This window comes from Pseudomonas fluorescens group sp. PF-1, from assembly GCF_054481335.1.
On sequence record NZ_JBTMNG010000002.1, the window covers coordinates 2,337,942 to 2,358,810 of the forward strand.

At 60.2% G+C, this 20,869-nt stretch carries 23 protein-coding genes and 1 pseudogene; 11 read left to right on the forward strand and 13 right to left on the reverse strand.

Annotated features, from left to right (window positions below; genetic code table 11):
• Positions 1-33: 33 nt before the first annotated feature.
• Positions 34-205: pseudogene (locus ACX3YD_RS25635) on the forward strand (GNAT family N-acetyltransferase); the annotation flags it as partial.
• Between the two features lie 51 nt (positions 206-256).
• Here the strand turns inward: ACX3YD_RS25635 and ACX3YD_RS25640 are convergent.
• The 4 genes from ACX3YD_RS25640 to ACX3YD_RS25655 form a co-directional block, all read right to left on the reverse strand.
• On the reverse strand, positions 257-574 hold the full coding sequence (locus tag ACX3YD_RS25640) for a hypothetical protein (RefSeq protein WP_458961349.1): 318 nt from the start codon (positions 572-574) through the stop codon (positions 257-259).
• Positions 571-1,113, reverse strand: coding sequence for a thiamine pyrophosphate-binding protein (locus ACX3YD_RS25645; RefSeq protein WP_458961350.1), 543 nt, complete (start codon positions 1,111-1,113; stop codon positions 571-573). Before ACX3YD_RS25645 ends, ACX3YD_RS25640 begins: the two co-directional genes overlap by 4 nt.
• The gene (locus ACX3YD_RS25650) at positions 1,110-2,309 is read right to left on the reverse strand and encodes a PepSY-associated TM helix domain-containing protein (RefSeq protein WP_458961351.1); all 1,200 of its coding nucleotides are present in this window, start codon (positions 2,307-2,309) and stop codon (positions 1,110-1,112) included. The genes ACX3YD_RS25645 and ACX3YD_RS25650 overlap by 4 nt, the downstream gene beginning before the upstream one ends.
• Positions 2,310-2,530: 221 nt before the next feature.
• Complete coding sequence (locus ACX3YD_RS25655) at positions 2,531-2,989, reverse strand: VOC family protein (RefSeq protein ID WP_458961352.1); 459 nt, start codon at positions 2,987-2,989, stop codon at positions 2,531-2,533.
• 25 nt (positions 2,990-3,014) lie between these two features.
• Between ACX3YD_RS25655 and ACX3YD_RS25660 the strand changes: the two genes are divergently transcribed.
• From ACX3YD_RS25660 to ACX3YD_RS25675, 4 genes are all read left to right on the forward strand, one after another.
• Entirely contained in the window at positions 3,015-3,269 is a 255-nt protein-coding gene (locus ACX3YD_RS25660; RefSeq protein WP_458961353.1) for a hypothetical protein, read from the forward strand.
• A 32-nt stretch (positions 3,270-3,301) separates the two neighbouring features.
• Positions 3,302-4,516 carry an SfnB family sulfur acquisition oxidoreductase gene (locus tag ACX3YD_RS25665; protein WP_458961354.1) on the forward strand — a complete coding sequence of 405 codons (1,215 nt, stop codon included), beginning with the start codon at positions 3,302-3,304 and terminating at the stop codon, positions 4,514-4,516.
• A 2-nt stretch (positions 4,517-4,518) separates the two neighbouring features.
• A complete protein-coding gene (locus tag ACX3YD_RS25670; RefSeq protein WP_458961355.1) occupies positions 4,519-5,184 on the forward strand; it encodes a methionine ABC transporter permease in 666 nt (221 codons plus the stop codon).
• A 74-nt stretch (positions 5,185-5,258) separates the two neighbouring features.
• A complete protein-coding gene (locus tag ACX3YD_RS25675; protein WP_090468149.1) occupies positions 5,259-6,029 on the forward strand; it encodes a MetQ/NlpA family ABC transporter substrate-binding protein in 771 nt (256 codons plus the stop codon).
• A 212-nt stretch (positions 6,030-6,241) separates the two neighbouring features.
• Here ACX3YD_RS25675 and ACX3YD_RS25680 read toward each other — a convergent pair whose 3' ends face one another.
• The 4 genes from ACX3YD_RS25680 to msuE form a co-directional block, all read right to left on the reverse strand.
• Positions 6,242-7,345: a sigma-54 interaction domain-containing protein gene (locus ACX3YD_RS25680; RefSeq protein ID WP_103406284.1), complete on the reverse strand. Its 1,104-nt coding sequence runs from the start codon at positions 7,343-7,345 to the stop codon at positions 6,242-6,244.
• A gap of 23 nt (positions 7,346-7,368) precedes the next feature.
• On the reverse strand, positions 7,369-8,556 hold the full coding sequence (locus tag ACX3YD_RS25685) for an acyl-CoA dehydrogenase family protein (protein WP_090468151.1): 1,188 nt from the start codon (positions 8,554-8,556) through the stop codon (positions 7,369-7,371).
• 146 nt (positions 8,557-8,702) lie between these two features.
• Positions 8,703-9,848 carry an FMNH2-dependent alkanesulfonate monooxygenase gene (ssuD, locus tag ACX3YD_RS25690; protein WP_458961356.1) on the reverse strand — a complete coding sequence of 382 codons (1,146 nt, stop codon included), beginning with the start codon at positions 9,846-9,848 and terminating at the stop codon, positions 8,703-8,705.
• Between the two features lie 10 nt (positions 9,849-9,858).
• Positions 9,859-10,422 (reverse strand): FMN reductase, encoded by a 564-nt coding sequence (gene msuE, locus ACX3YD_RS25695; RefSeq protein ID WP_458961357.1) that lies wholly within the window; start codon positions 10,420-10,422, stop codon positions 9,859-9,861.
• Positions 10,423-10,834: 412 nt separating this feature from the next.
• Between msuE and ACX3YD_RS25700 the strand changes: the two genes are divergently transcribed.
• The 4 genes from ACX3YD_RS25700 (at position 10,835) to ACX3YD_RS25715 (ending at position 15,058) form a co-directional block, all read left to right on the forward strand.
• Positions 10,835-11,104 (forward strand): hypothetical protein, encoded by a 270-nt coding sequence (locus ACX3YD_RS25700; protein ID WP_103406281.1) that lies wholly within the window; start codon positions 10,835-10,837, stop codon positions 11,102-11,104.
• 101 nt (positions 11,105-11,205) lie between these two features.
• Positions 11,206-11,820 (forward strand): LysE family translocator, encoded by a 615-nt coding sequence (locus ACX3YD_RS25705; protein WP_103406280.1) that lies wholly within the window; start codon positions 11,206-11,208, stop codon positions 11,818-11,820.
• Positions 11,821-12,024: 204 nt separating this feature from the next.
• Positions 12,025-13,182 carry a cysteine desulfurase family protein gene (locus ACX3YD_RS25710; protein WP_458961358.1) on the forward strand — a complete coding sequence of 386 codons (1,158 nt, stop codon included), beginning with the start codon at positions 12,025-12,027 and terminating at the stop codon, positions 13,180-13,182.
• Between the two features lie 64 nt (positions 13,183-13,246).
• Positions 13,247-15,058 (forward strand): aminopeptidase P family protein, encoded by a 1,812-nt coding sequence (locus tag ACX3YD_RS25715; protein ID WP_458961359.1) that lies wholly within the window; start codon positions 13,247-13,249, stop codon positions 15,056-15,058.
• Here the strand turns inward: ACX3YD_RS25715 and ACX3YD_RS25720 are convergent.
• Positions 15,051-15,971: a LysR family transcriptional regulator gene (locus ACX3YD_RS25720; RefSeq protein ID WP_458961360.1), complete on the reverse strand. Its 921-nt coding sequence runs from the start codon at positions 15,969-15,971 to the stop codon at positions 15,051-15,053. The two genes, ACX3YD_RS25715 and ACX3YD_RS25720, sit on opposite strands and share 8 nt — an antisense overlap.
• 100 nt (positions 15,972-16,071) lie before the next feature.
• Between ACX3YD_RS25720 and ACX3YD_RS25725 the strand changes: the two genes are divergently transcribed.
• The gene (locus ACX3YD_RS25725) at positions 16,072-17,070 is read left to right on the forward strand and encodes a zinc-dependent alcohol dehydrogenase family protein (RefSeq protein ID WP_458961361.1); all 999 of its coding nucleotides are present in this window, start codon (positions 16,072-16,074) and stop codon (positions 17,068-17,070) included.
• Here ACX3YD_RS25725 and ACX3YD_RS25730 read toward each other — a convergent pair.
• Positions 17,067-17,657 carry a 2-hydroxychromene-2-carboxylate isomerase gene (locus tag ACX3YD_RS25730; protein ID WP_458961362.1) on the reverse strand — a complete coding sequence of 197 codons (591 nt, stop codon included), beginning with the start codon at positions 17,655-17,657 and terminating at the stop codon, positions 17,067-17,069. The genes ACX3YD_RS25725 and ACX3YD_RS25730 overlap by 4 nt on opposite strands.
• 36 nt (positions 17,658-17,693) lie before the next feature.
• Complete coding sequence (locus ACX3YD_RS25735) at positions 17,694-18,422, reverse strand: SDR family oxidoreductase (RefSeq protein WP_458961363.1); 729 nt, start codon at positions 18,420-18,422, stop codon at positions 17,694-17,696.
• Between the two features lie 89 nt (positions 18,423-18,511).
• On the opposite strand from ACX3YD_RS25735, the gene ACX3YD_RS25740 reads away from it, so the two are divergent.
• Positions 18,512-19,072, forward strand: coding sequence for a TetR/AcrR family transcriptional regulator (locus ACX3YD_RS25740; protein WP_458961364.1), 561 nt, complete (start codon positions 18,512-18,514; stop codon positions 19,070-19,072).
• A 15-nt stretch (positions 19,073-19,087) separates the two neighbouring features.
• On the opposite strand, the gene ACX3YD_RS25745 is transcribed toward ACX3YD_RS25740, so the two are convergent.
• Positions 19,088-19,369: a hypothetical protein gene (locus ACX3YD_RS25745; protein WP_047527319.1), complete on the reverse strand. Its 282-nt coding sequence runs from the start codon at positions 19,367-19,369 to the stop codon at positions 19,088-19,090.
• Positions 19,370-19,536: 167 nt separating this feature from the next.
• A complete protein-coding gene (rhtA, locus tag ACX3YD_RS25750; protein ID WP_103406312.1) occupies positions 19,537-20,424 on the reverse strand; it encodes a threonine/homoserine exporter RhtA in 888 nt (295 codons plus the stop codon).
• Positions 20,425-20,869 lie beyond the last annotated feature (445 nt).

Sequence of the window (20,869 nt, forward strand, 5' to 3'; positions counted from 1 at the left end):
AGCACAGCGAGCCCGCTCCCAGAAGGTTTAGAGTCGCACAACAAAACCATCGAACACCTCAGCCCTGGTTGGGTGACCCACGGTTGTAAACGAATCTCGCCCTGTTGCAGGACATACCCTTTGGCATCGCGATGGCCGCAAGCAATGGCAAGGTGGCGTTCTGTGAAGTGCACCGGAGTGGTTTCGTCGCGGTGGGGGGCAGGCGCGGTTTCAAGGCCGGCACCGACCGGGCGGACGATGGGCGCGGTTGGGCTGCTCATGGGGCCTGAATGTCCGCCTGATCGATTTCGACGACGTGGCCGGGCCCCACGTCGAACAGCACATAAAACTCGGTTTCCGGCTTCTTGAAGGTCAGGGTCGAATCGGCTCCGAGCCTGCCGGGCACGAGAATGGTTTCGTCGTAACCGATCACATCCAGGGTCACGCCAGGCGCGCCGCTGCCATCGGAAAAACCGCCCGTGCACTTGATCTGCCCGGCGTCGATGGCTTTGCATTCGCAGATCGGGTTATGGGCCAGGGCGCTGGCGCTGAACATCAGCAGTGCGGCGCTCACCTGGCGAATAAGGTCGATCATGGTGTACCTCTTTGTGTGCTCAGCCAGGCGAGGGTGGCGGGGGAGGCCTGGCTCAGAGGAATGGATGCCTGGTGCATCGCGCCGTCCCAACCTTCCATGGTGATCCACAGTTCCGCGTCGGCCCTGGTTCTGGCCGGGATCGGCAACATCGCGCTCATGCGGTAAGGCGTGCCGACGAAAATCACCCCGGCGGCGCGCAGGCTGCGCGGTTTGCCGATGCGCAGGTAAGTCGCCTTGACCTGTTCGCGGCAGCGGGCGCACAGCGCCGCGTTGAAACTCTTCATGTGGCCGGCCGGGCCATCGAGCTGCGGGGCCTCGTTATGCAACTCGGCCAGGCGCAGGCTCCACGGGCCGACGGTGACTTCGCCGATGTCCCGTTCGCCCAGGCCGGTGTCACCCCGGGACAGCGCAGCGTCGGCGAAATACTCGGGCATGAAACCCAGCGGCACCAGCAACAGCAGAACGTTGAGGTGAAAGCGCCACTTGTGCCAGAAACGGCTCAGCGGCGAACGCGGTTTTTCAGCGGCGACCGGGTTCATTGGCTGACCTGCCTGGACTCGTGGCGGATGGCCGCAGCCGTCTGGCTGCGTGACGTTTTGTGGTTGCGCTTGAGGGCATTGGCCGTGGCCAGGGCGGTTCGCTTGGTCCAGATCAACAGGCCGCTGAGCACCATCATGCTCAGCAGCAGGCCGAAGAAAAACCAGATCAGCTTGATCCAGATCCCGCCAAAGTCTCCGGTGTGCAACGGCCGCATGGACTCGGTCACCCACTCCAGGCCCGAGCGGTCCGAGAGCAGGCGTGTGGCGGCGACATCGCCGGTATAGGGGTTGATGTCCGCGGTCTGGTACATCAACGGATACCCGCTGCGACCGCCCACCGACAGATAGCCGTAGGCATTGTCGGGCAGGCTGACAAAACCCTCGTCGAGTCCGGGAATACGTGCCCTGGCCTGGCGGATCGCGGTCTCCAGGCTGATCATCGGTGCCGGCGAACCATCGGCGCTGAGCGGTACGCTTTCACGGGGTACCACGGCGGTGACCGGTTCGGTGGAGATCGAGATCTGGTTATCGAACAAGAACGCCTGGATCAGGAACCAGGTACTGGTGATGGAAATCACTGCGATGAACCAGATCGACCAGATGCCGCTGAGGCGGTGGAAATCGCCCCAGAAAATGCGCGCCCCGTGACGAATCCGCAGGGTCGGGCGAAAAAAGCCTTTCCAGAAACGCTTGTACACCACCAGCCCGGTCACCAGGGACGCCAGCATCGGCAGGCTGAGGAACGACACCAGGTACCAGCCCCAACTGTAGCCATGGGTGAACGGCACCAGCCACCAACCATGCAGCGCTCGGGTAAAGGCCTTGAAGTCAAAGGGCGGGGCCGTGCCTTGAATGGTGCCGGTGTAAGGATTGACGTAGACCGTCGCCGAACGCCCGTCGGGGTAGCTGACTTCCACGTCCAGGGCAAAGTGCGACTCGTCGGGCCGGCTGATGCTTTCGATCAGTGTGTCGGGCTCGGCCTTCTTGATGGCGGCGACAATCTGGTCGTAGTTGAGCCGGGGTGCATCGTCAGAGGGCTGGCTGGCGCGCATGGGCGGGTTGGCCAGCCAGAGAATTTCCTGACTGACCACCGCCAGGGTGCCGGTCACACAGACGATCAGGACAAAAAACCAGATCGGCAGCGCCAGCCAGCTGTGGACCAGAAACCAGAGTTTGGAACGGGATTTCTTCGACATGATCAAGGGTCTTGGTTCGATGAGAAGGCCTCTGCCACGGGCTTCGCAGCGATGAGGTCGATCCGGGTCCGGACGCGGCTTTTACCGGCGCGACAGGACTGCATCTAGATAAGACGGATGAGCATGGGAAATCCCGAAGAGGGATATGAAAGAAAATGTTTCGTATTTCGAGGGGCGTTTCTATCGGGAGACTTGTTGCCCCCACGCCACACATGAAATCACTAACCCTGCTGAAACATCTCCTTCGCCCGCTGTTCGATCTGTTCCTGGGTCAGATCTTCCTTGCGCGAGGCCAAAAACCACAGATGGCCATAGGGGTCTTTCAACGTCCCTGAACGGTCGCCATAAAACTGATCCTTGACCTCCGACACCACAATGCCGCCCGCCGCAATGGCCTGGTTATAGGACTTGTCCACATCGGTCACATACAAATGCAGCCCCACGGACGGCGATTGGTCCGGATTGCTCAACGGGCCTTGGTCGCACGGTGTACCGAGCATGATCGGGCAGTCGCCGATACGCAGTTCGGCGTGACCGATGCCGCCGTCGGGCATGGACAGGCGCATGACCTCAATGGCGCCGAAGGCTTTCTTGTAAAAATCGATGGCTTCGGCCGCTTTTTTGATGCCCAGGTACGGGGTGATGCTGTGATAGCCCTCTGGAATGGGTTTGACGCTCATGATCGTTCTCCCTGATTTGTTGTAGATGGAAGATCTCGTTTCGCTGCTGTTCGGCAGGACTCCCAGTGTAGGTCCTGACGAAAAAGGCGATGTCTTGTGTTTGATCTTCAGCACTCGCCAAGTTCACAAAAAGATCGCAGCGTTCGGCAGCAGCGCCACTGTCCGGCAATCAACAGTGAAGCAACAGATTGCCTTGACTTCGGCATTGTCGAACCCGCCAGAACCCGTTGAAGTGCCCGAAAAAACGGGCTCTCGCAGTCAGGCACAGAAGCTGCAATGACCTTCGGTAAACACTGGTATCGAGAGTCTTGTATGTCTGAATCTGCCGTTTATCCGATCAACCCGCCGGCCGCCCACCGGATCGCCAGCGAAGCCGAAGCCCTGCGCGTGGCCGAGCAAATCGCCACGATTCTGCTGGAGCAGGACGCCGAACGTGATCGCACCCGCCAGGTGCCCGCCGATATCGTCGATCTGTTCTCCAACAGCGGCCTGTGGGGCATTACGGTGCCCAGGGAATTTGGCGGAGCGCAGGTGTCCTCCGCCGTGCTGGCGCAGGTGATCGCGATCATCTCGGCGGCCGATCCATCCCTGGGGCAGATCCCGCAAAACCACTACTGCCTGCTGGAAGACATTCGTCTGCAAGGCACCCCGGAGCAGCAGGCGCATTTCTTTGAGTTGGCACTGCAGGGGCATCGGTTCGCCAACGCCTTGTCGGAAACCGGCGGCAAGAATGTGCAGGACATTCAGGCGACCATCCGCCGTTACGGCGACGGCCATGTGATCAACGGACGCAAGGGTTATTGCACGGGGTCGTTGTATGCGCACTGGCTAGCGGTGCTGGCGCTGGATGAAGAGCAGAATGGCCAGCTGGCGTTCGTCCAGCGCGGCACTCAAGGGCTGGTGATCGTGGACGACTGGGACAGCATCGGCCAGCGCACCACCTCCAGCGGCACCGTGCTGGCCGAAGATCTGCACGTCTCGGCGTTCAACCTGTTCCCGACTTATCGCTCCTACGAAAACCCGACCCTGGCCGGCCCGTTCGCCCAGTTGACCACGGCCGCCATCGATGCCGGCATTGCCCGCGCTGCCCTGCGCGACACCATCGCCTTCGTCCAGCAGTTCGCCCGGCCATGGATCGACGCAGGTGTGGAAAGGGCCAGCGAAGATCCGCTGACCATCATTCAGGTCGGTGGCCTGGACATTCGCCTGGAAGCCGCCGAAGCCTTGCTGGAAAGGGCAGGACGGGCACTGGACGCGGCGCGCCCGGCACCGGATGAGGACAACGTGGCCCTGGCGTCCCTGGCCGTGGCCAGGGCCAAGGTGCTGACCACCGAGATCGCCATTGAAGCGAGTAACAAGCTGTTTGAACTGGGCGGTACTCGTTCGACCCTGAAGAAACACAATTTCGACCGCCACTGGCGTAACGCGCGGGTGCATACCTTGCACGATCCGGTGCGCTGGAAATACCACGTGGTCGGCAACTGGCTGCTCAACGGCGTGAAACCGCCGCGTCATGACTGGTCGTGACCATGGCTGAATTGTTCAAGAACCTTTATTGGGCCGACATCGGCCAGGCCTGTCTCGACACCCTGAGCATGCTCGGTGCGGCCCTTGGTTTCACCGTGTTGCTGGGTTTGCCGCTGGGGGTGTTGCTGTTCCTCACCGGCAAGCGCCAGTTGCATGAAGCGGTCGGGGTTTACCGGGTGCTGTCGGTGATCGTGAACATGCTGCGTTCGCTGCCGTTCATCATTTTGCTGATCGTGCTGATTCCCCTGACCACCTTACTGGTGGGCACGTCCCTGGGCGTGCCGGGGACCATTCCGCCGCTGGTGGTCGGTTGCACGCCATTCTTCGCGCGGCTGGTGGAAACCGCATTGCGTGAAGTTGATCGCGGGGTGGTCGAGGCAACCCAGGCCATGGGCGCCAACACCTGGCAAATCATTCGCTTCACCTTGCTCCCCGAGGCTCGGGGAGGGCTGCTGGCGGCGGTGACGGTCACGGCCATCGTGCTGGTGGATTACACGGCAATGGCCGGGGTGATTGGCGGCGGTGGTTTGGGTGACCTGGCGATCCGCTATGGCTACCAGCGGTTCCAGACCGACGTGATGGTGGTCACCGTAGTGCTGCTGTTGATCCTGGTCCAGGCCCTGCAAATGAGCGGCGACCGACTGGTGGCGCGCTACAGCCACCGATAAACATTCTTTTCAAAACCAACAATCGGCCCCACGTCCGCCCCACGACGGCCACTCTATCTGCCTAGGAGCACAACATGAAAAAGACCCTGGCCGTTCTGGCTGCCTTGATTTCGCTGAGCGTTCACGCCAACGAAAAACTGACCGTCGGCGCCACGCCGGTGCCGCACGCGGAAATCCTCGAATTCGTCAAACCGACCCTGGCCAAGGAAGGCGTAGACCTGGACATCAAGGTCTTCACCGATTTCATCCAGCCCAACCAGCAGCTGGCGCTGAAGAACCTCGACGCCAACTACTACCAGTACCGGCCGTTTCTCGATGACTACAACAAGACCCGCCACACCGACCTGGTGCCGGTGGTCGGTGTGCACATCGAACCGTTCGGGGCCTATTCGACCAAGATCAAAAACATTTCCGAGCTCAAGGACGGCGCCACCGTGTCAATCCCCAACGATCCGGTGAACACCGGTCGCGCTTTGGTGCTGTTGCACGAAGCGGGACTGATCAAGCTCAAGGACCCGAGCAACACCCTGGCGACGCAACGGGACATCGCCGAAAACCCCAAGCACCTGAAAATCCGTGAGCTGGAAGGCGCGCTGCTGGCGCGTTCGGTGAGTCAGGTAGACCTGGCGTTCGTGTTCGCCAACTACGCGCTGGAAGCGGGGATCGACACTAACAGTGCGTTGATCGTTGAGAAGGGCAAGAGTCTGTACGTCGAATTCCTGGTGGCGCGACCAGACAACATCAACGACCCAGGCGTGCAGAAACTGGCCAAGGCGTTGAACTCCGATGAGGTTCGGCAGTTCATTTTGACGCGCTACAAGGGGCAGATTGCGCCGGGGTTCTGATTCTCTATTGAGGGCAAGGACGCCATCGCGGGCAAGCCACGCTCCCACAGCTTTTTGGGTCGTTCACGAAATGTGCAAACAACTCAAACCCTGTGGGAGCGTGGCTTGCCCGCGATGGCCTCGCCACAATTTCAGATCTGTCCCGGATGCCAATAGCCGCGCCCCCGAGCACATCGGCAACCGTCATTCGCAGCAGTCGGCGCAAGCGCCTGTTAGATGGACAACTGCATCAAGCGCTCGCCCTGCACGTTTTCCGTCGGTCGTCGCTTGTTCACCGCCAGTTCGCCGATCTTGATCAGGCGCGTGCGGGTCACGTTGCGGCTCAGGCCCAGCAGCGCGGCGGTGTGCACCTGGTTGTAGTGGCTGAAGCGGTAGGCCGCCCGCAGCAAGGCGTCCTCGACTTTTTCATGCAGCGCGCCGGCCTGTTCCTCGAACAGCTTTTGGAATGCCCGGTCGAGCAGGGCCTCGGCTGAGTCGTCGACTTGGGCGTGGTGATCGTCCTGACGCTCGATGCGCATGTTGGACAAGCGCAGGTCATCGCGTTCGATGATGCCGTTACGGCAGATCAACAGGGTGTGGTGAATGACGTTTTCCAGCTCTCGGATGTTGCCCGGCCAACTGTAGCTGCGCAGTTTCAGTTCGGCTTCTTTGCTGATAGTGATGCTGCCGTAGCCGAGGCGCTGACTGTAGGCGTCGATGAAGTGACGGGTCAGGGGCAGGATGTCGCCGGGGCGATCACGCAGCGGGCTCAGCTCCAGGCTGACCACGTCCAGCCGGTAGTACAGATCCTCGCGGAAATGCCCGGCGTTGATGGCTTTCTCCAGTTGCACGTTGGTCGCTGCCAACACCCGCACGTCGATGGGAATGCTCTTGCGCGAACCCAGGCGCACCACTTCGCGCTCTTGCAGCACCCGCAACAACTTGACCTGAATGGCCATCGGCAAATCACCGATTTCATCGAGGAACAGGGTGCCGCCGTCCGCCTCCTCGAACCAGCCGGCCTTGGCGCTGAGGGCGCCGGTGAAAGCGCCTTTTTCGTGGCCGAACAGCTCGGCCTCGACCAGGGATTCAGAGAACGCACCGCAGTTCACCGCCACAAACGGCCGGTTGCGCCGGGCGCTGAGGTTGTGGATATGGCGTGCCACCAACTCCTTGCCGGTGCCGGTTTCGCCAATGATCAACACACTGGCTTCGCTCGGGGCGACTTGTTGCAAGTGGGCGAGCAAGGCCTGGGATTTCGGGTCTTCGAACACCTGGGCCGTGGCGCGGATCGACGTGGCCAGAGCGGGCGAGGGCGGTAAGGTCAGCAGTTGCATGGGGCACGCTCCTTGTTGGGCAGTTATGAATAGAAAGTCGGAATCGGCAAGGCCTGGTTCAGCGCCCAGTCACCCAGTTCATGGAGTTTGTAATCCACCGGGTCGTGCAGGGTTTGCGTGCGCAGGTTGCGCCAGTGGCGGTCCAGGCGCAGCGAGGCGTGGGTCGAGCGTGCGCCGGTGACTTCGAACAAGCGGCTGCACAGTTCCAGGCCATTGCGCGTGGCGGCGACCTTGGCCGTGGCGATGGCGGTGGCCAGATGTCCGCGCTCTTCGGCGCTCAGGTTCGGGCCTTTGGCCCAAGCCTTGTCGAGCAAATCAGCCGCGCGCTCCACCAACAGCCGCACCCCTTCGAGGGCCACCCAGAATTCGCCGTAGTGGCCGAGTACATAAGGGTCTTGGCTGACTTCCCGGGCGCTGGATTTGTGCCATGGCCGAGTCTCGGTCAGTGTGTATTGGCGCGCTTCTTCGAACGCTCCCTCGGCAATGCCGAGGAACATATGGGTGAACGTCAGCTGGGCAATCAGTGGGCGCAGGCAAGCGAACGGCGTGCTCAACGGACCTGGATCGAGCAGCAGTTCTGATTCTTCGACCCGCACCCGTTCAAAGGTGGCGCTGCCGCTGTCGGTCTGGCGCTGGCCCATGTTGTTCCAGTCATTGTGCAAGGTGATGCCGCTGCGACCGCTGGGGATGGCGGCGATCAACAGTTTGCCGCCGGCACTTTCGTCCACCGCCGAAGCGATCAGCATCTCCGAATCGCTGGCGCCGGAGCAGAAGCTCTTCTTGCCGGAAAACTCGCGCCAGCCATCGAGTTTTTTCACCACGGTGCGGGTGTCCAGCGGGTTGAGGGCATTGCCCCAGAACCAGTTCTTGCGCGCCGTTTGTTCAAACCATGGCTGCCATTGTTCGGGACGGGCGAACAGGCGCACGGTGGCGAGCATCAGGTGATGGAAGCCGAACACATGGGCAATCGAACTGTCGACTTTGGCGAACTCACGCACGATGGTCAGGGTTTCGCTCCAGTTGGCGCCGAGGCCGCCGAACCGGGTGGGAATGCTTAACGCGAGCAGCCCGCTGTGGCGCAGCGCGTCACGCTCGGCCTTGGGTGTACCGCCGCGTTCGTCGCGCTCGACGGCGGTCAGGGCAAATTCGGCGGCCAATTGACGGGCGGTCTGCAACGGGGGGATCAGGGCGCTTTGCGGCTTGGCAGTCACGCTGTTTTCCTTTTCAAAAGACGCAGATCCCCTGTAGGAGCGAGCCTGCTCGCGATGGAGGACAACGATTACACGGGATGTCTGAATGACAGCGTCATCGTTGACGACCATCGCGAGCAGGCTCGCTCCTACAGGTAGTGCGTGGGTCAGGCCTTGGTTTTGGCCGGCAACACATCATTGGCGATCATTTCGCCAAACGGCCCGGTGAGATTGGTGACGCCACGCCCGGCGAGACTCGCGTACGGCTCGGGCAGCAGCGGGAAGACCAGTTCGGCAAAGCGATACGCTTCTTCGAGATGCGGGTAGCCAGAGAAGATGAAACTCTCGATCCCCAGGTCCGCGTACTCCTTGATGCGCGCGGCGACCTGCTGTGGGTCGCCGACCAGCGCCGTCCCGGCACCGCCACGCACCAGGCCGACGCCGGCCCACAGATTGGGCGAGATCTCCAGGTTGTCGCGCCGCCCGTCATGCAGCGCGGCCATGCGCCGTTGGCCCTCGGAGTCGAAGCGCGAGAACGACTTCTGTGCGGCGGCAATGGTTTCGTCGCTGATGTGTTCGATCAGTTTGTCGGCGGCTTTCCAAGCTTCTTCGGCGGTTTCGCGGACGATGACATGCAAACGAATCCCGAACTTTACGGTGCGCCCGTGACGGGCGGCACGTTCACGGACATCGGCGAGTTTCTGCGCCACGGCGGCCGGTGGTTCGCCCCAGGTCAGGTAGACATCGACCTGCTCGGCGGCCAGGTCGTGTGCGGCATCGGACGAGCCGCCGAAGTACAGCGGCGGATAAGGTTTCTGCACCGGTGGATACAGCGCCTTGGCGTTCTGTACCCGCAGGTGTTTGCCTTCGAAGTCCACCGATTCGCCTTGCAATACCCGGCGCCAGATCTTCAGGAACTCGTCGGTGACTTCATAGCGTTCGCTGTGATCGAGGAAGCTGCCGTCGCCACGGTTTTCGTCGGGATCGCCGCCGGTCACGACGTTGATCAGCAAGCGGCCACCGGACAATCGATCCAGGGTCGCCGCCATGCGCGCCGACACGGTGGGCGAAATGATCCCCGGGCGGATCGCCACCAGATAACGCAAGCGTTCGGTGAGCGGCACCAGGGCTGAAGCGATCACCCATGAGTCTTCGCAGGAGCGTCCGGTGGGAATCAATACGCCGTGGTAGCCGAGGCTGTCCGCGGCCTGTGCCACTTGTTTCAGGTAGTTGAGGGTGACCGGGCGTGCGCCCTGAGTGGTGCCCAGGTAATGCCCGTCGCCGTGGGTCGGCAGAAACCAGAAAACATCCATGACGAATTCCTTAAGCGATTTTCAGCAGATTGTTGGTGTGCACGCCGAACAACGGCGCCGCGCGTTCTGCAGCCAATTGAATGCGGGCCCTGAGCAGTTCGCTGGTGATCTGGTAATTGGAGAAATCGGCTTCGGTGGCATAGACGCCAATCGGCAAGGTCAACGCCTGGAAAAAACTGAACAGGGGGCGCAGCTGATGATCGAGCACCAGCGCATGACGTTCGCTGCCACCGGTGGCGGCCAGCAGTACCGGGGTGTTGACCAGTGCATTCAGATCGATCAGGTCGAACAGGTGCTTGAGCAGGCCAGGGTAGGAACCGCGATAAACCGGCGCGGCGACAATCAGCAGATCGGCATTTTCAATCGCTTGCAGTTCGGCTTCGACGTCCTCACTCAGTTCCTGGCGAGACAGCGCCGCGCCCAATGGCCGGGCGATGTCACCCAGTTCGATCAACTGGCTCTCGATCGGCAGTTGCTCGGCTAGCTGCGCCAACAGCGCTTGGGTCAGCACCAGGGTGCGGGAGGGACGCCAGGTGCCGCCGGAGACGGCAACGACTTTCAATGGACGCGACATGATCAGTTCCTTTTTAAACAGTTGCTGTGGGAGCAGTGAGTCATCACTGGGCTTTTCCCCATTGAGCAAGAGCTGTACCAATCCCTCGAAGCCACGTTCTACGGGGCTTGCGGCGACTTGATCAGGCCGCGCTGTTGATTTCCAAGGGCTGTTTGTTGATTGACTGTTGCCTGGCGAACAGTTGCGTGAGCAACAGTGCGTCAGGGGATGCAGTTGTTATAAAGGCTATTTGTTATTCCTCAAAAGATCGTTGATTGATATTTATAGATCTTTTTTGAATATAAGAGCTGCTACAGGTTGGCAGCATCAGGAAAACTCGATAGCGACTATCGAGAGCGATGATTTTTACCCGCGCAAAGGCGCGAGTAGCCTGTGTTCATTGCCCCGAACCCAGATGCCAGGACGCCTGAACATGAAACCTCTGATCGCCACTTTGTTGCTGCTGACCGTCTCCGTTCTCGCCGGATGCGCCAGTCAGCCTGCTCCGGAACTGAGGCCCTACACCGCTGAAGAAACTCAGGAACTCGCCCTGGAAGCATTGAATCGCCGGGGTCTGTCCTTCGATGAATACCAGGCGAAAAAAGCCGAATTGCTCGGTGTGCCGCAAAAATCGTTCGGTTTCGACAAACAAGGTGAGATGAACGCCGGACGCGCTGTACAGCTGCACGGTCGCCCGAGCTAAGCGAAAACTGTACTGCCGGAAGTTTTACCCAACTGTCCGTGGGTTTCCCCCGGGGTGTGCGTTAGGGTCGTTACCTGATTGACCCTGATGGACTGCCTCCCATGACACTCTCGCTTGATCTGCTGCTGGGCTTCGCCCTGTTCGCCCTTGTCACTTCAATCACGCCAGGCCCAAACAACACGATGTTGTTGGCATCCGGCGTGAACTTCGGCTTTAACCGCACCATTCCTCACATGCTTGGCATTACCTGCGGTTTTTTCGTGCTGGTCGTGGCGGTGGGCTTTGGCCTGGGCGCGGTGTTTCAGACGTATCCATTGCTCTACGCCGTGCTGCGTTATGTCGGTGCCGCGTATTTGCTGTACCTGGCGTGGAAAATCGCCCATTCCGGGCCAGTCTCGGATGGCGAGCAGGTTGAAGGAAAACCCATCAGCTACCTGGGCGCCGCCGCGTTCCAGTGGGTCAACCCCAAGGCCTGGATCATGGCCATCGGTGCCATCAGCACTTACACGCCGATGCAGGGTTACTTCACCAATGTCATCGTGATTGCCGCGGTATTCGCCCTGATCAACCTGCCGAGCGTGGGCGTTTGGGCTGCGTGCGGCACGCTGTTGCGCAACGTTCTGAAGGACCGTCGCTGGTTGCGCCTGTTCAACTGGGGCATGGCCGCGTTGCTGGTGGCTTCGCTGTATCCGCTGTTGCTCGAAAGCTTTCGCTGACGCATTGCTTCAACCGGTCGACCGATGCCTGTTAAGCTCGCTTTTCAGGAGCGTTCCTACGCACTTTTAATGAAGTGGTACTTCTTTAACAGCATCCGATCAGGTATTGGTAACGTTCTGAAACCGGGCGCCGCTCACGAGGCTGCGTGTTGATGTTTACAGTGACGAGCCTCCTGATCCCGGAACACGCTCTGCGAGTCTTTTATGAATAAACGTCCGTTGTATTTCGACTATGCCGCCACCACGCCGGTGGATGAGCGGGTCATCAAGGTCATGGTCGAGTGTCTGGGTTTCAGCGGCAACTTTGGCAACCCGGCATCCAGCTCCCACGCATTCGGCCAACAGGCCCGGCAAACCGTTGAGCAGGCACGGCGCCAGGTCGCCGAACTGGTCGGCGCCACGCCTGAACAGATCGTCTGGACTTCCGGCGCAACCGAATCGAACAACCTTGCCCTCAAGGGCGTTGCCCAGGCCCGCGGCGTTGCCGGCGGCCACATCATCACCAGCCAGATCGAACACAAGGCCATCCTCGATACCGCAAGACAATTGCAGGACGCGGGTGTGGCAGTGACCTATCTGGTGCCGGACGCCGACGGCCTGATCACCGCGCAAGCCGTCAGCGAAGCCCTGCGCGAGGACACCTTCCTGGTGTCGCTGATGCTGGTCAACAACGAGCTGGGCACGGTCAACGACATCCCGGCCATTGGCCAGGTGGTGCGTGATCGCGACGCCTTGTTTCATGTCGACGCGGCGCAGGGTGCGGGCAAAGTGCAGATCGATCTGGCGCAATGGCCGGTGGATCTGATGTCGTTCTCGGCGCACAAACTCTATGGGCCCAAAGGCATTGGCGCGCTGTATGTCGGGCCGCGCGCGCACCGGCGTTTGCAGGCGCAGATTCACGGGGGTGGTCACGAGGGTGGCCTGCGTTCCGGCACCCTGGCGACCCACCAGATTGCCGCCATGGGCGCGGCGTTCGCCCTGGCGGCGGCTGCGTTTGATGAAGAAAAAGCCTTGATCGTGCGACTGCGTGAACGCCTGCTCGATCAATTGCTGGGCATTCCCGGCGTGCGCCTTAATGGCAGCCCGACCCGGCGCATCCCTCATACCCTGAGCCTGACCTTCAGTGAAGGCGAGTTCAATTCGGCGGCGTTGCTCGCGTCGATCGCGTTTTCCGCGACCTCGGCCTGCAATTCCGCGAGCAATGCTCCGTCCCATGTGCTGCTGGCCCTGGGGCATGACGCGCGTTTGGCGAGTCGCACCATTCGCTTGAGCCTGGGGCGTTTCACCACCGAGCAGGATATTGATCAAGCGGTACAACTGATTAAAACGGCCTGCGCCAGTGCACCGGCATTCTGGCAGTAGCGCCTCGAAGCGCCGACACCGATCGGCGCTAAACAATAATGATGAGTGGTTAGCAGGAGTCATGATGAGTACGCAGTCTTCGATCAATGGATCGGTGCCCCAGCGCCTGGCGCAAACCCGTGAACTGATGAGCCGCGAGGGTATTCACGCCCTGCTGGTGCCGTCGGCGGACCCGCACCTGTCCGAATACCTGCCCGGCTACTGGCAGGGCCGGCAGTGGTTGTCGGGCTTCCATGGCTCGGTCGGCACCCTGATCGTGACTGCGGACTTTGCTGGCGTCTGGGCCGACAGCCGTTACTGGGAGCAGGCGACCAAGGAGCTCAAGGGCAGCGGCATCGAACTGGTCAAGCTGCAACCGGGCCAACCGGGGCCGCTGGACTGGCTGGCTGAGCAAACCCCGGAAGGCGGTGTGGTCGCGGTCGACGGTGCGGTGATGGCCGTGGCCTCCGCACGTACGTTGAGCGGCAAGCTGGAGGAGCGTGGCGCTCGTCTGCGCACGGATATCGATCTGTTGAGCGAGGTCTGGAACGACCGCCCGAGCCTGCCGAATGCACCGATCTATCAGCACTTGCCTCCGCAGGCGACCGTCAGCCGTGGCGAGAAACTGGCCAAACTGCGGGAAACCCTGCTGGCGCGCGGCGCTGACTGGCATTTCATCGCCACCCTCGATGACATCGCCTGGCTGTTCAACCTGCGCGGCGGCGATGTGTCGTTCAATCCGGTGTTTGTTTCCTTCGCCTTGATCAACCAGCAGCAGGCCACCCTGTTCGTGGCGTTGAGCAAGGTCGATGCCGAACTGCGTGCGGTCCTTGAACAGGATGGCGTGACCCTGCGCGATTACAGCGAAGTGGCCGACGCGTTGCGGGCCGTTCCGAAAGGGGCGAGCTTGCTGGTCGACCCGGCGCGGGTCACGGCGGGATTGCTGGATAACCTCGACAGCGGCGTCAAGTTGGTCGAAGGCTTGAACCCGACCACCCTGGCCAAGTCGCAAAAAAGCCTGGCTGACGCCGAGCATATCCGTCAGGCCATGGAGCAGGATGGCGCGGCGCTCTGCGAATTCTTCACCTGGCTGGACTCGGCACTCACGGGCAGCGAGCGCATCACCGAGCTGACCATCGACGAGAAACTGACCGCCGCCCGTGAACGCCGTCCGGGTTATGTGTCGCTGAGCTTCAACACCATCGCCGCATTCAACGCCAACGGCGCCATGCCGCATTACCACGCCACCGAAGAAGAACACGCGGTGATCGAAGGTGATGGTCTGCTGCTGATCGATTCCGGCGGCCAGTACCTGGGGGGCACCACGGACATCACGCGGATGGTCCCGGTCGGCACACCGACGGCCGAGCAGAAGCGCGATTGCACCCGTGTGCTCAAAGGCGTGATTGCCTTGTCCCGTGCGCAATTCCCGAAAGGCATCCTGTCGCCGCTGCTGGACGCGATAGCCCGTGCGCCGATCTGGGCCGAAAGCGTCGATTACGGTCATGGCACCGGTCACGGCGTTGGCTACTTCCTCAACGTTCACGAAGGCCCGCAAGTCATTGCCTATCAGGCAGCACCCGCACCGCAAACCGCGATGCAACCGGGCATGATCACCTCCATCGAGCCCGGCACTTACCGCCCGGGCCGCTGGGGTGTGCGGATCGAAAACCTGGCGATGAACCGCGAAGCGGGCACCAGCGAATTCGGTGAGTTCCTGAAGTTCGAAACCCTGACCCTGTGCCCGATCGACACCCGTTGCCTGGAACCGTCGCTGCTGTCGGAAGAAGAAAAGCAGTGGTTCAATGCTTACCACGCCGAAGTGCGCAAGCGCTTGAGCCCGTTGCTCGACGGTGCGGCACTGGAGTGGTTGAACACCCGTACCGCGGCTATTTGACCGCCTGCAGTTCGGGCGCCGCTTGCAGCGCCTGGCTCATGTAGTCGACAAAGGCTTTGACCCTGGCGGATTGGCGACGATTCGCCGGGGACACTGCATGTATTGGAAGTGATTGCGCGGTGTACTCGCGCAGAATCGCTGTCACTCTGCCGGCTTTCAGATCCTCGCTGAACAGCCACACCGGTGACATCGCAATACCCAAGCCACCCAGCACCATCTCGCGAATCGCCTCGGAGTTGTTGCTTTGGGCGTTGCCCTTGATCCGCACCTCGTGAAGTTGTTCGTCGCGCTCGTAAACCCACAGGTTCTGACTGTTCAGCAGGTTGAATAGCAGGCAGTTGTGTTCGCTCAATTGCTGTGGTGTTTGTGGTTGACCGTGTTGCTTGAGGTAGGCGGGCGTTGCGACGGTTACCCGGTGGGTGGTACCGATGTGACGAGCGATCAGGCCACTGTCATTCAATGGCCCGATCCTGAACGTCACGTCCAGGCCTTCGCTGACCAGGTCCTGGTTCTGATCATTCAATTGCAGGTCGATTTCAATCTCTGGATATCGCTTGAGGAATGCCGGCAGGCGCGGAGCAATCTGCAAGCGCCCGAAGCTGACCGACGAGCCGATGCGCAGATGACCGGCAATCGTTTCTCTGCCGGATTGGAAACTGTGCTCGGCTGCATCGACGGCGGCGAGGATTTGTCGGCACTCGCTGTAGTAGCGCTGGCCTTCATCGGTCAGGGATAACCGACGGGTACTGCGTGCGATCAGCTTTCCACTCAGCTCGATTTCCAGTGCGCGCAGTACTTTGCTGATGGTCGGCTGGGTGGTCTGCATTTCCCGGGCGACGGCGGAAAAGCTGCCGCGTTCGACCACCCGGACGAAAATCGCCATTGCATGGAGTTTGTCCACGGGATTTCTCATTGATGCCAGATGGGAATGATCACTATAGCTATTCGGCGTCTTATCGGCATGAGTGGCTTGTTGGAAGATGGCTCCACCACCTTTGACGGGAATAGCCGAAATGAATGACTCAATGCATATGCGCGCGCTGATTGTTGACTCTGCTAATGCCCCCCTGCGCCTGGCTTCGATTCAGCGACCGGTGCCTGGAGCGGGACAGGTACTGGTGCGGATCGCGGCCAGCGGGGTCAACCCGCTGGACGGGAAAATCCGTTCGGGCCAGGCCGCCCACGCGCGCCAGCCACTGCCAGCGGTACTGGGTATGGATCTGGCGGGCACCATCGAAGCCTCAGGCGGGGACGTCAGTGACTGGCTGCCCGGCGATGAGGTGTATGCCATGGCGACGGGAATCGGCGGCGCCCAGGGTTCTCTGGCTGAATACGCGGTGGTCGATGCGCGTCTGCTGGCGCGCAAGCCGGCCAATCTGAGCATGCGCGAAGCGGCGGGATTGCCATTGGTGTTGATTACGGCGTGGGAAGGATTGGTCGACCGCGCTCGGGTGCGTGCGGGTCAGAAAGTGCTGATTCACGGTGGTGCAGGAGGTGTCGGGCATGTGGCGGTGCAAATCGCCCGCGCGTTCGGTGCCAAGGTGTTCGCCACCGGGTCGACGGGACAGCAGGAAATCATCGAAGGCTTGGGCGCGACCTTCATTGATTACCGAAAGACGTCGGTGGAGGCCTACGTGGCTGAGCATACGGACGGGGAGGGTTTTGACATTGTCTATGACACGGTAGGCGGTGAAGCCCTGGATGCGTCATTCAAGGCGGCACGGGTCTATCACGGTCATGTGGTGAGTTGTCTGGGTTGGGGGCAGCACAGCCTGGCGCCGCTGTCCTTTCGCGGGGCAACCTATTCCGGCGTGTTCACCTTGTTACCGTTGTTGACAGGGAAGGGGCGTGAGCACCATGGCCGGATCCTTCAGGAGGCGGCGAGGCTGATAGAAGCGGGCAGTGTGGTGCCCATTCTCGATCCGCACTGGTTCAACCTGGAATCCGCCGAGGCCGCCCATGAGCTGCTCCTGTCGGGAGCGGCGCAAGGGCGGTTGGTCATCGATATTTAACCCAGGGCTTCCACGACGAAGTCCAGACGGTCCTGGCCGAAGAACAGCTGATTATCGACAAACATGCTGGGTGCGCCGAAAACGCCACGTTGCACCGCTTTCTCAGTGTTGTCCTTGAGCACGGCCTTGATGTGCTCATCGGCGGTCAGGGGCAGCACTTCGTTGGGGTCAAAGCCGTTCTCGGTCAGCACTGCCGCAACGGTTGTCGGTTCGTCGAGGCTGCGACCGTCGACCCAGAGCGCCTTGAACAGGCAATCGATGAATGCGGCAAAGCGCTCTGGATGGCGCAGCTGCATTCCGGTGACGGCGCGCATGAGCATCAAGGTGTTGATCGGGAAGTGCGGGTTGAATTTCAGTGGCACGCCGTAGCGTCTGGCATAACGGTCAAGGTCCTGAAACATGTAGCGGCCCTTGGCCGGGACGGTCGCTGGCGAGGCGTTGCCGGTTGCCTTGAACACGCCGCCGAGCAGGATCGGAATATAGGTCAGCTGGCTGCCGGTCCGCTCACAGATCTTTGGCAACTGTGTGTACGCCAGATAGGTGGCCGGGCTGCCCAGGTCAAAATAGAACTCCACGGTTTTGCTCATGGTTGATGCTCTCTGCTTATTGTTATTCGGGAGGGCTTACCAGCGTTCGCTCCAGGGGCGCAGGTCCAGTTCGAAGGTCCAGGCGTCGCGTGGCTGGCTGTGCAGGTACCAGTAGTTCTCGGCAATGTGATCGGGATTGAGGATGCCGTCCTGGTCCTTGGTCGCGTACTTTTCGGGGAAGTTGTCGCGGATGAAATCGGTATCGATGGCGCCGTCGACGATGATGTGGGCGACATGGATGTTCATCGGCCCTAGTTCGCGAGCCATGCTTTGCGCCAATGCACGAATCCCGTGCTTGGCACCTGCAAATGCGGCAAAGCCTGCGGCACCACGCATTCCAGCAGTGGCTCCGGTGAAGAGGATCGTGCCCCGTTCCCGTTTGGCCATGCGTTTGGCCACTTCACGGGCATTGAGAAACCCTGAGAAACAGGCCATTTCCCAAATCTTGAAATACTTGCGGGCGGTTTCTTCGAGAATACTGCAAGGCACGTTGGCGCCGATGTTGAACACGAACGCCTCGATGGGGCCAATTTCGCTTTCGATCTGCTCGACCAGTGCGATCACGTCATCTTCCTTGCGTGCATCGCAGGCAAAACCATGGGCCTCATCACCATTGGCCTTGATGGCATCTACCAGCGGCTGGAGTTTTTCCGCACTGCGCCGGGTGACGCAGGCGATGAAACCTTCCTGTGCAAAGCGTTTGGCGATGGCGCCACCTGTGGCATCACCTGCCCCTACAACCAGTACGACCTTCTTGTTATTCATGGGTAGCCCTTTGATAAACGATCGTTAACTGAACGAACGTTATGCTACGATCGGGCCAGCGTCAAGGCGATCAACTCAGGGGGAAGGCAATGCGTTACTCGGCCAATCACAAGCTGGAAACCAAGGAAAAACTGCTGCAAAGCAGCTCGGTGTCGGCCAAGAAGTCTGGTTTTTCCAGTGTGGGCGTGGACGGCTTGATGAAAGCGATCGGTTTGAGCGGGGGCGCGTTCTACAACCATTTCTCGTCGAAGGACGAGCTGTTCGCGTCCATTGTCGAGCGTGAGTTGCGTCAAAGCCTGGAACGACTGGGGGCTGATCAGGACCGGGATAAACTCGAGCGATGCTTGAAGCATTACTTGAGCATGTCCCACGTCGATCATCCGGAAACCGGTTGTGCATTACCGGTCCTGGGTGCCGAGATCGCCCGTTCCGACGTAGTGATACGGCAGCAGGCAGAGCACTGGATCTGCCTGCTTCAGGAAAGCTGGGCGCAGGTGCTGGAGAGCGACAGCCTGGCTTGGGCCATTCTGTCGCAGTGCATCGGGGCGTTGGTGGTGGCTCGGATGCTCGTTACTCCGGAGCTGCAGCGCAGGGTGCTGAAGTCCAGTTATGATGAGACCAGCCGCCAGATTGCAAGTCCGAGAGCCTGACACGGCGGCTTCAAGCTATTTGCAGATGACGATCATGCTGCGGCTTGTATACCCGGCCGGATTGAGGCCAAAAGGGTAATCCCCCGGTTCTTCCACGACATCCCCTGACTTGGCGATGACTTTGTAGCCTTTGGGGGCGCATGAGTTCGCGGCACTCGCATAACACTTGTCCCAGGAAGACGACAGCCCGGAACAGTTGATATGCAGTCCTTTCTTGCCGTGTTTGATCTGGGTTTGGGATGTCGCCGCGCAGCCCGCAACTGCAAGTACGGCGATCAGTATCAAAATTCGTTTCATTGCTGTCCTTGTAGCGTCCCGGGTCTTTTGCCCGGGTTCGGCTGTAATCGCTTTCGCATGAAGCGTTCTGATATCCCTGTCTTGAAAAGTCCATGTTTGTCACTGGGTTGCGGGCCTAAACATGGCCTAATTGAGCGGTAAATACCAGAGTCTCGTCAATTCCTGTATCAATCTGCCGCAACAGCGGGCTTTGCGGTACTGCCCATCGTCATGGTGGCACCGACGGAAGCCAGAATGATGCACAGGATGGCCATCCACTGTGACAGCGACAAGTACTCGTGGAGGAACAGCAACCCTGAAAGGGCGCCAATAGCGGGTTCAATACTCATTAATGTGCCGAAAGTCCTGGCCGGCATGCGTGTGAGGGCGACCATCTCCAGGGTGTAAGGCAGTGCGGTGGAGAGAATGGCGACGCCGAGGGCGATCGGGATCAGTGAGGGGGTCAGCAGCGCGGCACCCGCATGAACAATCCCGATGGGGGCTACGAACAGCGCAGCAATCATTACCCCCAGCGCGGCGGTTTGCACACCATTGTCGGCACCGGCCTTTTGGCCGAAAAGAATATACAGCGCCCAGCAGGCACCGGCCCCCAATGCATAACCGGCCCCTACCAGATCGATGCTCGCTGTGGTTGCTCCTGTGGGAATCAATAGCAGGAGACCGACAGCTGCCAGGGCGATCCATAAAAAGTCGATAGCTCGGCGTGAAGCGTAGATGGCAACCGCCAATGGCCCGGTGAACTCCAGCGCCACCGCGATCCCTAGCGGAACCGTGCGCAAAGACATATAGAAGAGGAAGTTCATTCCGCCCAGCGCCATGCCATAGACGATGACAGTGCGCAGAGATTTTGCCGTGAGCTTCGCCCGCCATGGTCGGAGCAACAGCAGCATGATTACGCTGGCAAAGATCAGGCGCAGGGTGGTGGTCCCTTGTGCGCCGACAACAGGGAACATGCTTTTGGCCAGGGAGGCACCGGACTGGATCGATGCCATGGCTATTAATAGCAGGCCGACCGAAAACAGGGTCGAGGCAAGGCTGCGAGGCTGATCATTCATTGAGTGGCATCGTCCGAAGGTAGAGAGCTTGGGGTATTGCTCTTGGTAATGGGCAATATACTGCGCAATCGTTGCAGGCACGTCTATATATAAGCGGTGATTTTGTCTGTCTGATAGAAAACCCAAATCAGTGCTTGACGGCAGATTCTGGAAGCCTATAATTCGCCCCACTTCCGGCGCAGTCGAAACGGAAAACTCCTTGATAAACAATGAGTTACGCAGTTTTCGGCAGCGGGTTGCTTCAGGTCATCGAAGTCGAAAGGAAGTTGAAAAAGAGGTGTTGACAGCAGCGAGTAACGCTGTAGAATTCGCCTCCCGCTGACGAGAGATCGAAGGCGCAAGTGGTTGAAGTTGTTAAGGAATCCTTGAAAACTTCTGAAAATAATCACTTGACAGCAAATGAGGCTGCTGTAGAATGCGCGCCTCGGTTGAGACGAAAGATCTT

Bases quoted from the DNA above. Each gene is read 5' to 3' on its own strand.
- ACX3YD_RS25640 (WP_458961349.1), bottom strand. From the start codon at position 574: ATGATCGACCTTATTCGCCAGGTGAGCGCCGCACTGCTGATGTTCAGC.
- ACX3YD_RS25645 (WP_458961350.1), bottom strand. From the start codon at position 1,113: ATGAACCCGGTCGCCGCTGAAAAACCGCGTTCGCCGCTGAGCCGTTTC.
- ACX3YD_RS25650 (WP_458961351.1), bottom strand. From the start codon at position 2,309: ATGTCGAAGAAATCCCGTTCCAAACTCTGGTTTCTGGTCCACAGCTGG.
- ACX3YD_RS25655 (WP_458961352.1), bottom strand. From the start codon at position 2,989: ATGAGCGTCAAACCCATTCCAGAGGGCTATCACAGCATCACCCCGTAC.
- ACX3YD_RS25660 (WP_458961353.1), top strand. From the start codon at position 3,015: ATGGAAGATCTCGTTTCGCTGCTGTTCGGCAGGACTCCCAGTGTAGGT.
- ACX3YD_RS25665 (WP_458961354.1), top strand. From the start codon at position 3,302: ATGTCTGAATCTGCCGTTTATCCGATCAACCCGCCGGCCGCCCACCGG.
- ACX3YD_RS25670 (WP_458961355.1), top strand. From the start codon at position 4,519: ATGGCTGAATTGTTCAAGAACCTTTATTGGGCCGACATCGGCCAGGCC.
- ACX3YD_RS25675 (WP_090468149.1), top strand. From the start codon at position 5,259: ATGAAAAAGACCCTGGCCGTTCTGGCTGCCTTGATTTCGCTGAGCGTT.
- ACX3YD_RS25680 (WP_103406284.1), bottom strand. From the start codon at position 7,345: ATGCAACTGCTGACCTTACCGCCCTCGCCCGCTCTGGCCACGTCGATC.
- ssuD (WP_458961356.1), bottom strand. From the start codon at position 9,848: ATGGATGTTTTCTGGTTTCTGCCGACCCACGGCGACGGGCATTACCTG.
- msuE (WP_458961357.1), bottom strand. From the start codon at position 10,422: ATGTCGCGTCCATTGAAAGTCGTTGCCGTCTCCGGCGGCACCTGGCGT.
- ACX3YD_RS25700 (WP_103406281.1), top strand. From the start codon at position 10,835: ATGAAACCTCTGATCGCCACTTTGTTGCTGCTGACCGTCTCCGTTCTC.
- ACX3YD_RS25705 (WP_103406280.1), top strand. From the start codon at position 11,206: ATGACACTCTCGCTTGATCTGCTGCTGGGCTTCGCCCTGTTCGCCCTT.
- ACX3YD_RS25710 (WP_458961358.1), top strand. From the start codon at position 12,025: ATGAATAAACGTCCGTTGTATTTCGACTATGCCGCCACCACGCCGGTG.
- ACX3YD_RS25715 (WP_458961359.1), top strand. From the start codon at position 13,247: ATGAGTACGCAGTCTTCGATCAATGGATCGGTGCCCCAGCGCCTGGCG.
- ACX3YD_RS25720 (WP_458961360.1), bottom strand. From the start codon at position 15,971: ATGAGAAATCCCGTGGACAAACTCCATGCAATGGCGATTTTCGTCCGG.
- ACX3YD_RS25725 (WP_458961361.1), top strand. From the start codon at position 16,072: ATGAATGACTCAATGCATATGCGCGCGCTGATTGTTGACTCTGCTAAT.
- ACX3YD_RS25730 (WP_458961362.1), bottom strand. From the start codon at position 17,657: ATGAGCAAAACCGTGGAGTTCTATTTTGACCTGGGCAGCCCGGCCACC.
- ACX3YD_RS25735 (WP_458961363.1), bottom strand. From the start codon at position 18,422: ATGAATAACAAGAAGGTCGTACTGGTTGTAGGGGCAGGTGATGCCACA.
- ACX3YD_RS25740 (WP_458961364.1), top strand. From the start codon at position 18,512: ATGCGTTACTCGGCCAATCACAAGCTGGAAACCAAGGAAAAACTGCTG.
- ACX3YD_RS25745 (WP_047527319.1), bottom strand. From the start codon at position 19,369: ATGAAACGAATTTTGATACTGATCGCCGTACTTGCAGTTGCGGGCTGC.
- rhtA (WP_103406312.1), bottom strand. From the start codon at position 20,424: ATGAATGATCAGCCTCGCAGCCTTGCCTCGACCCTGTTTTCGGTCGGC.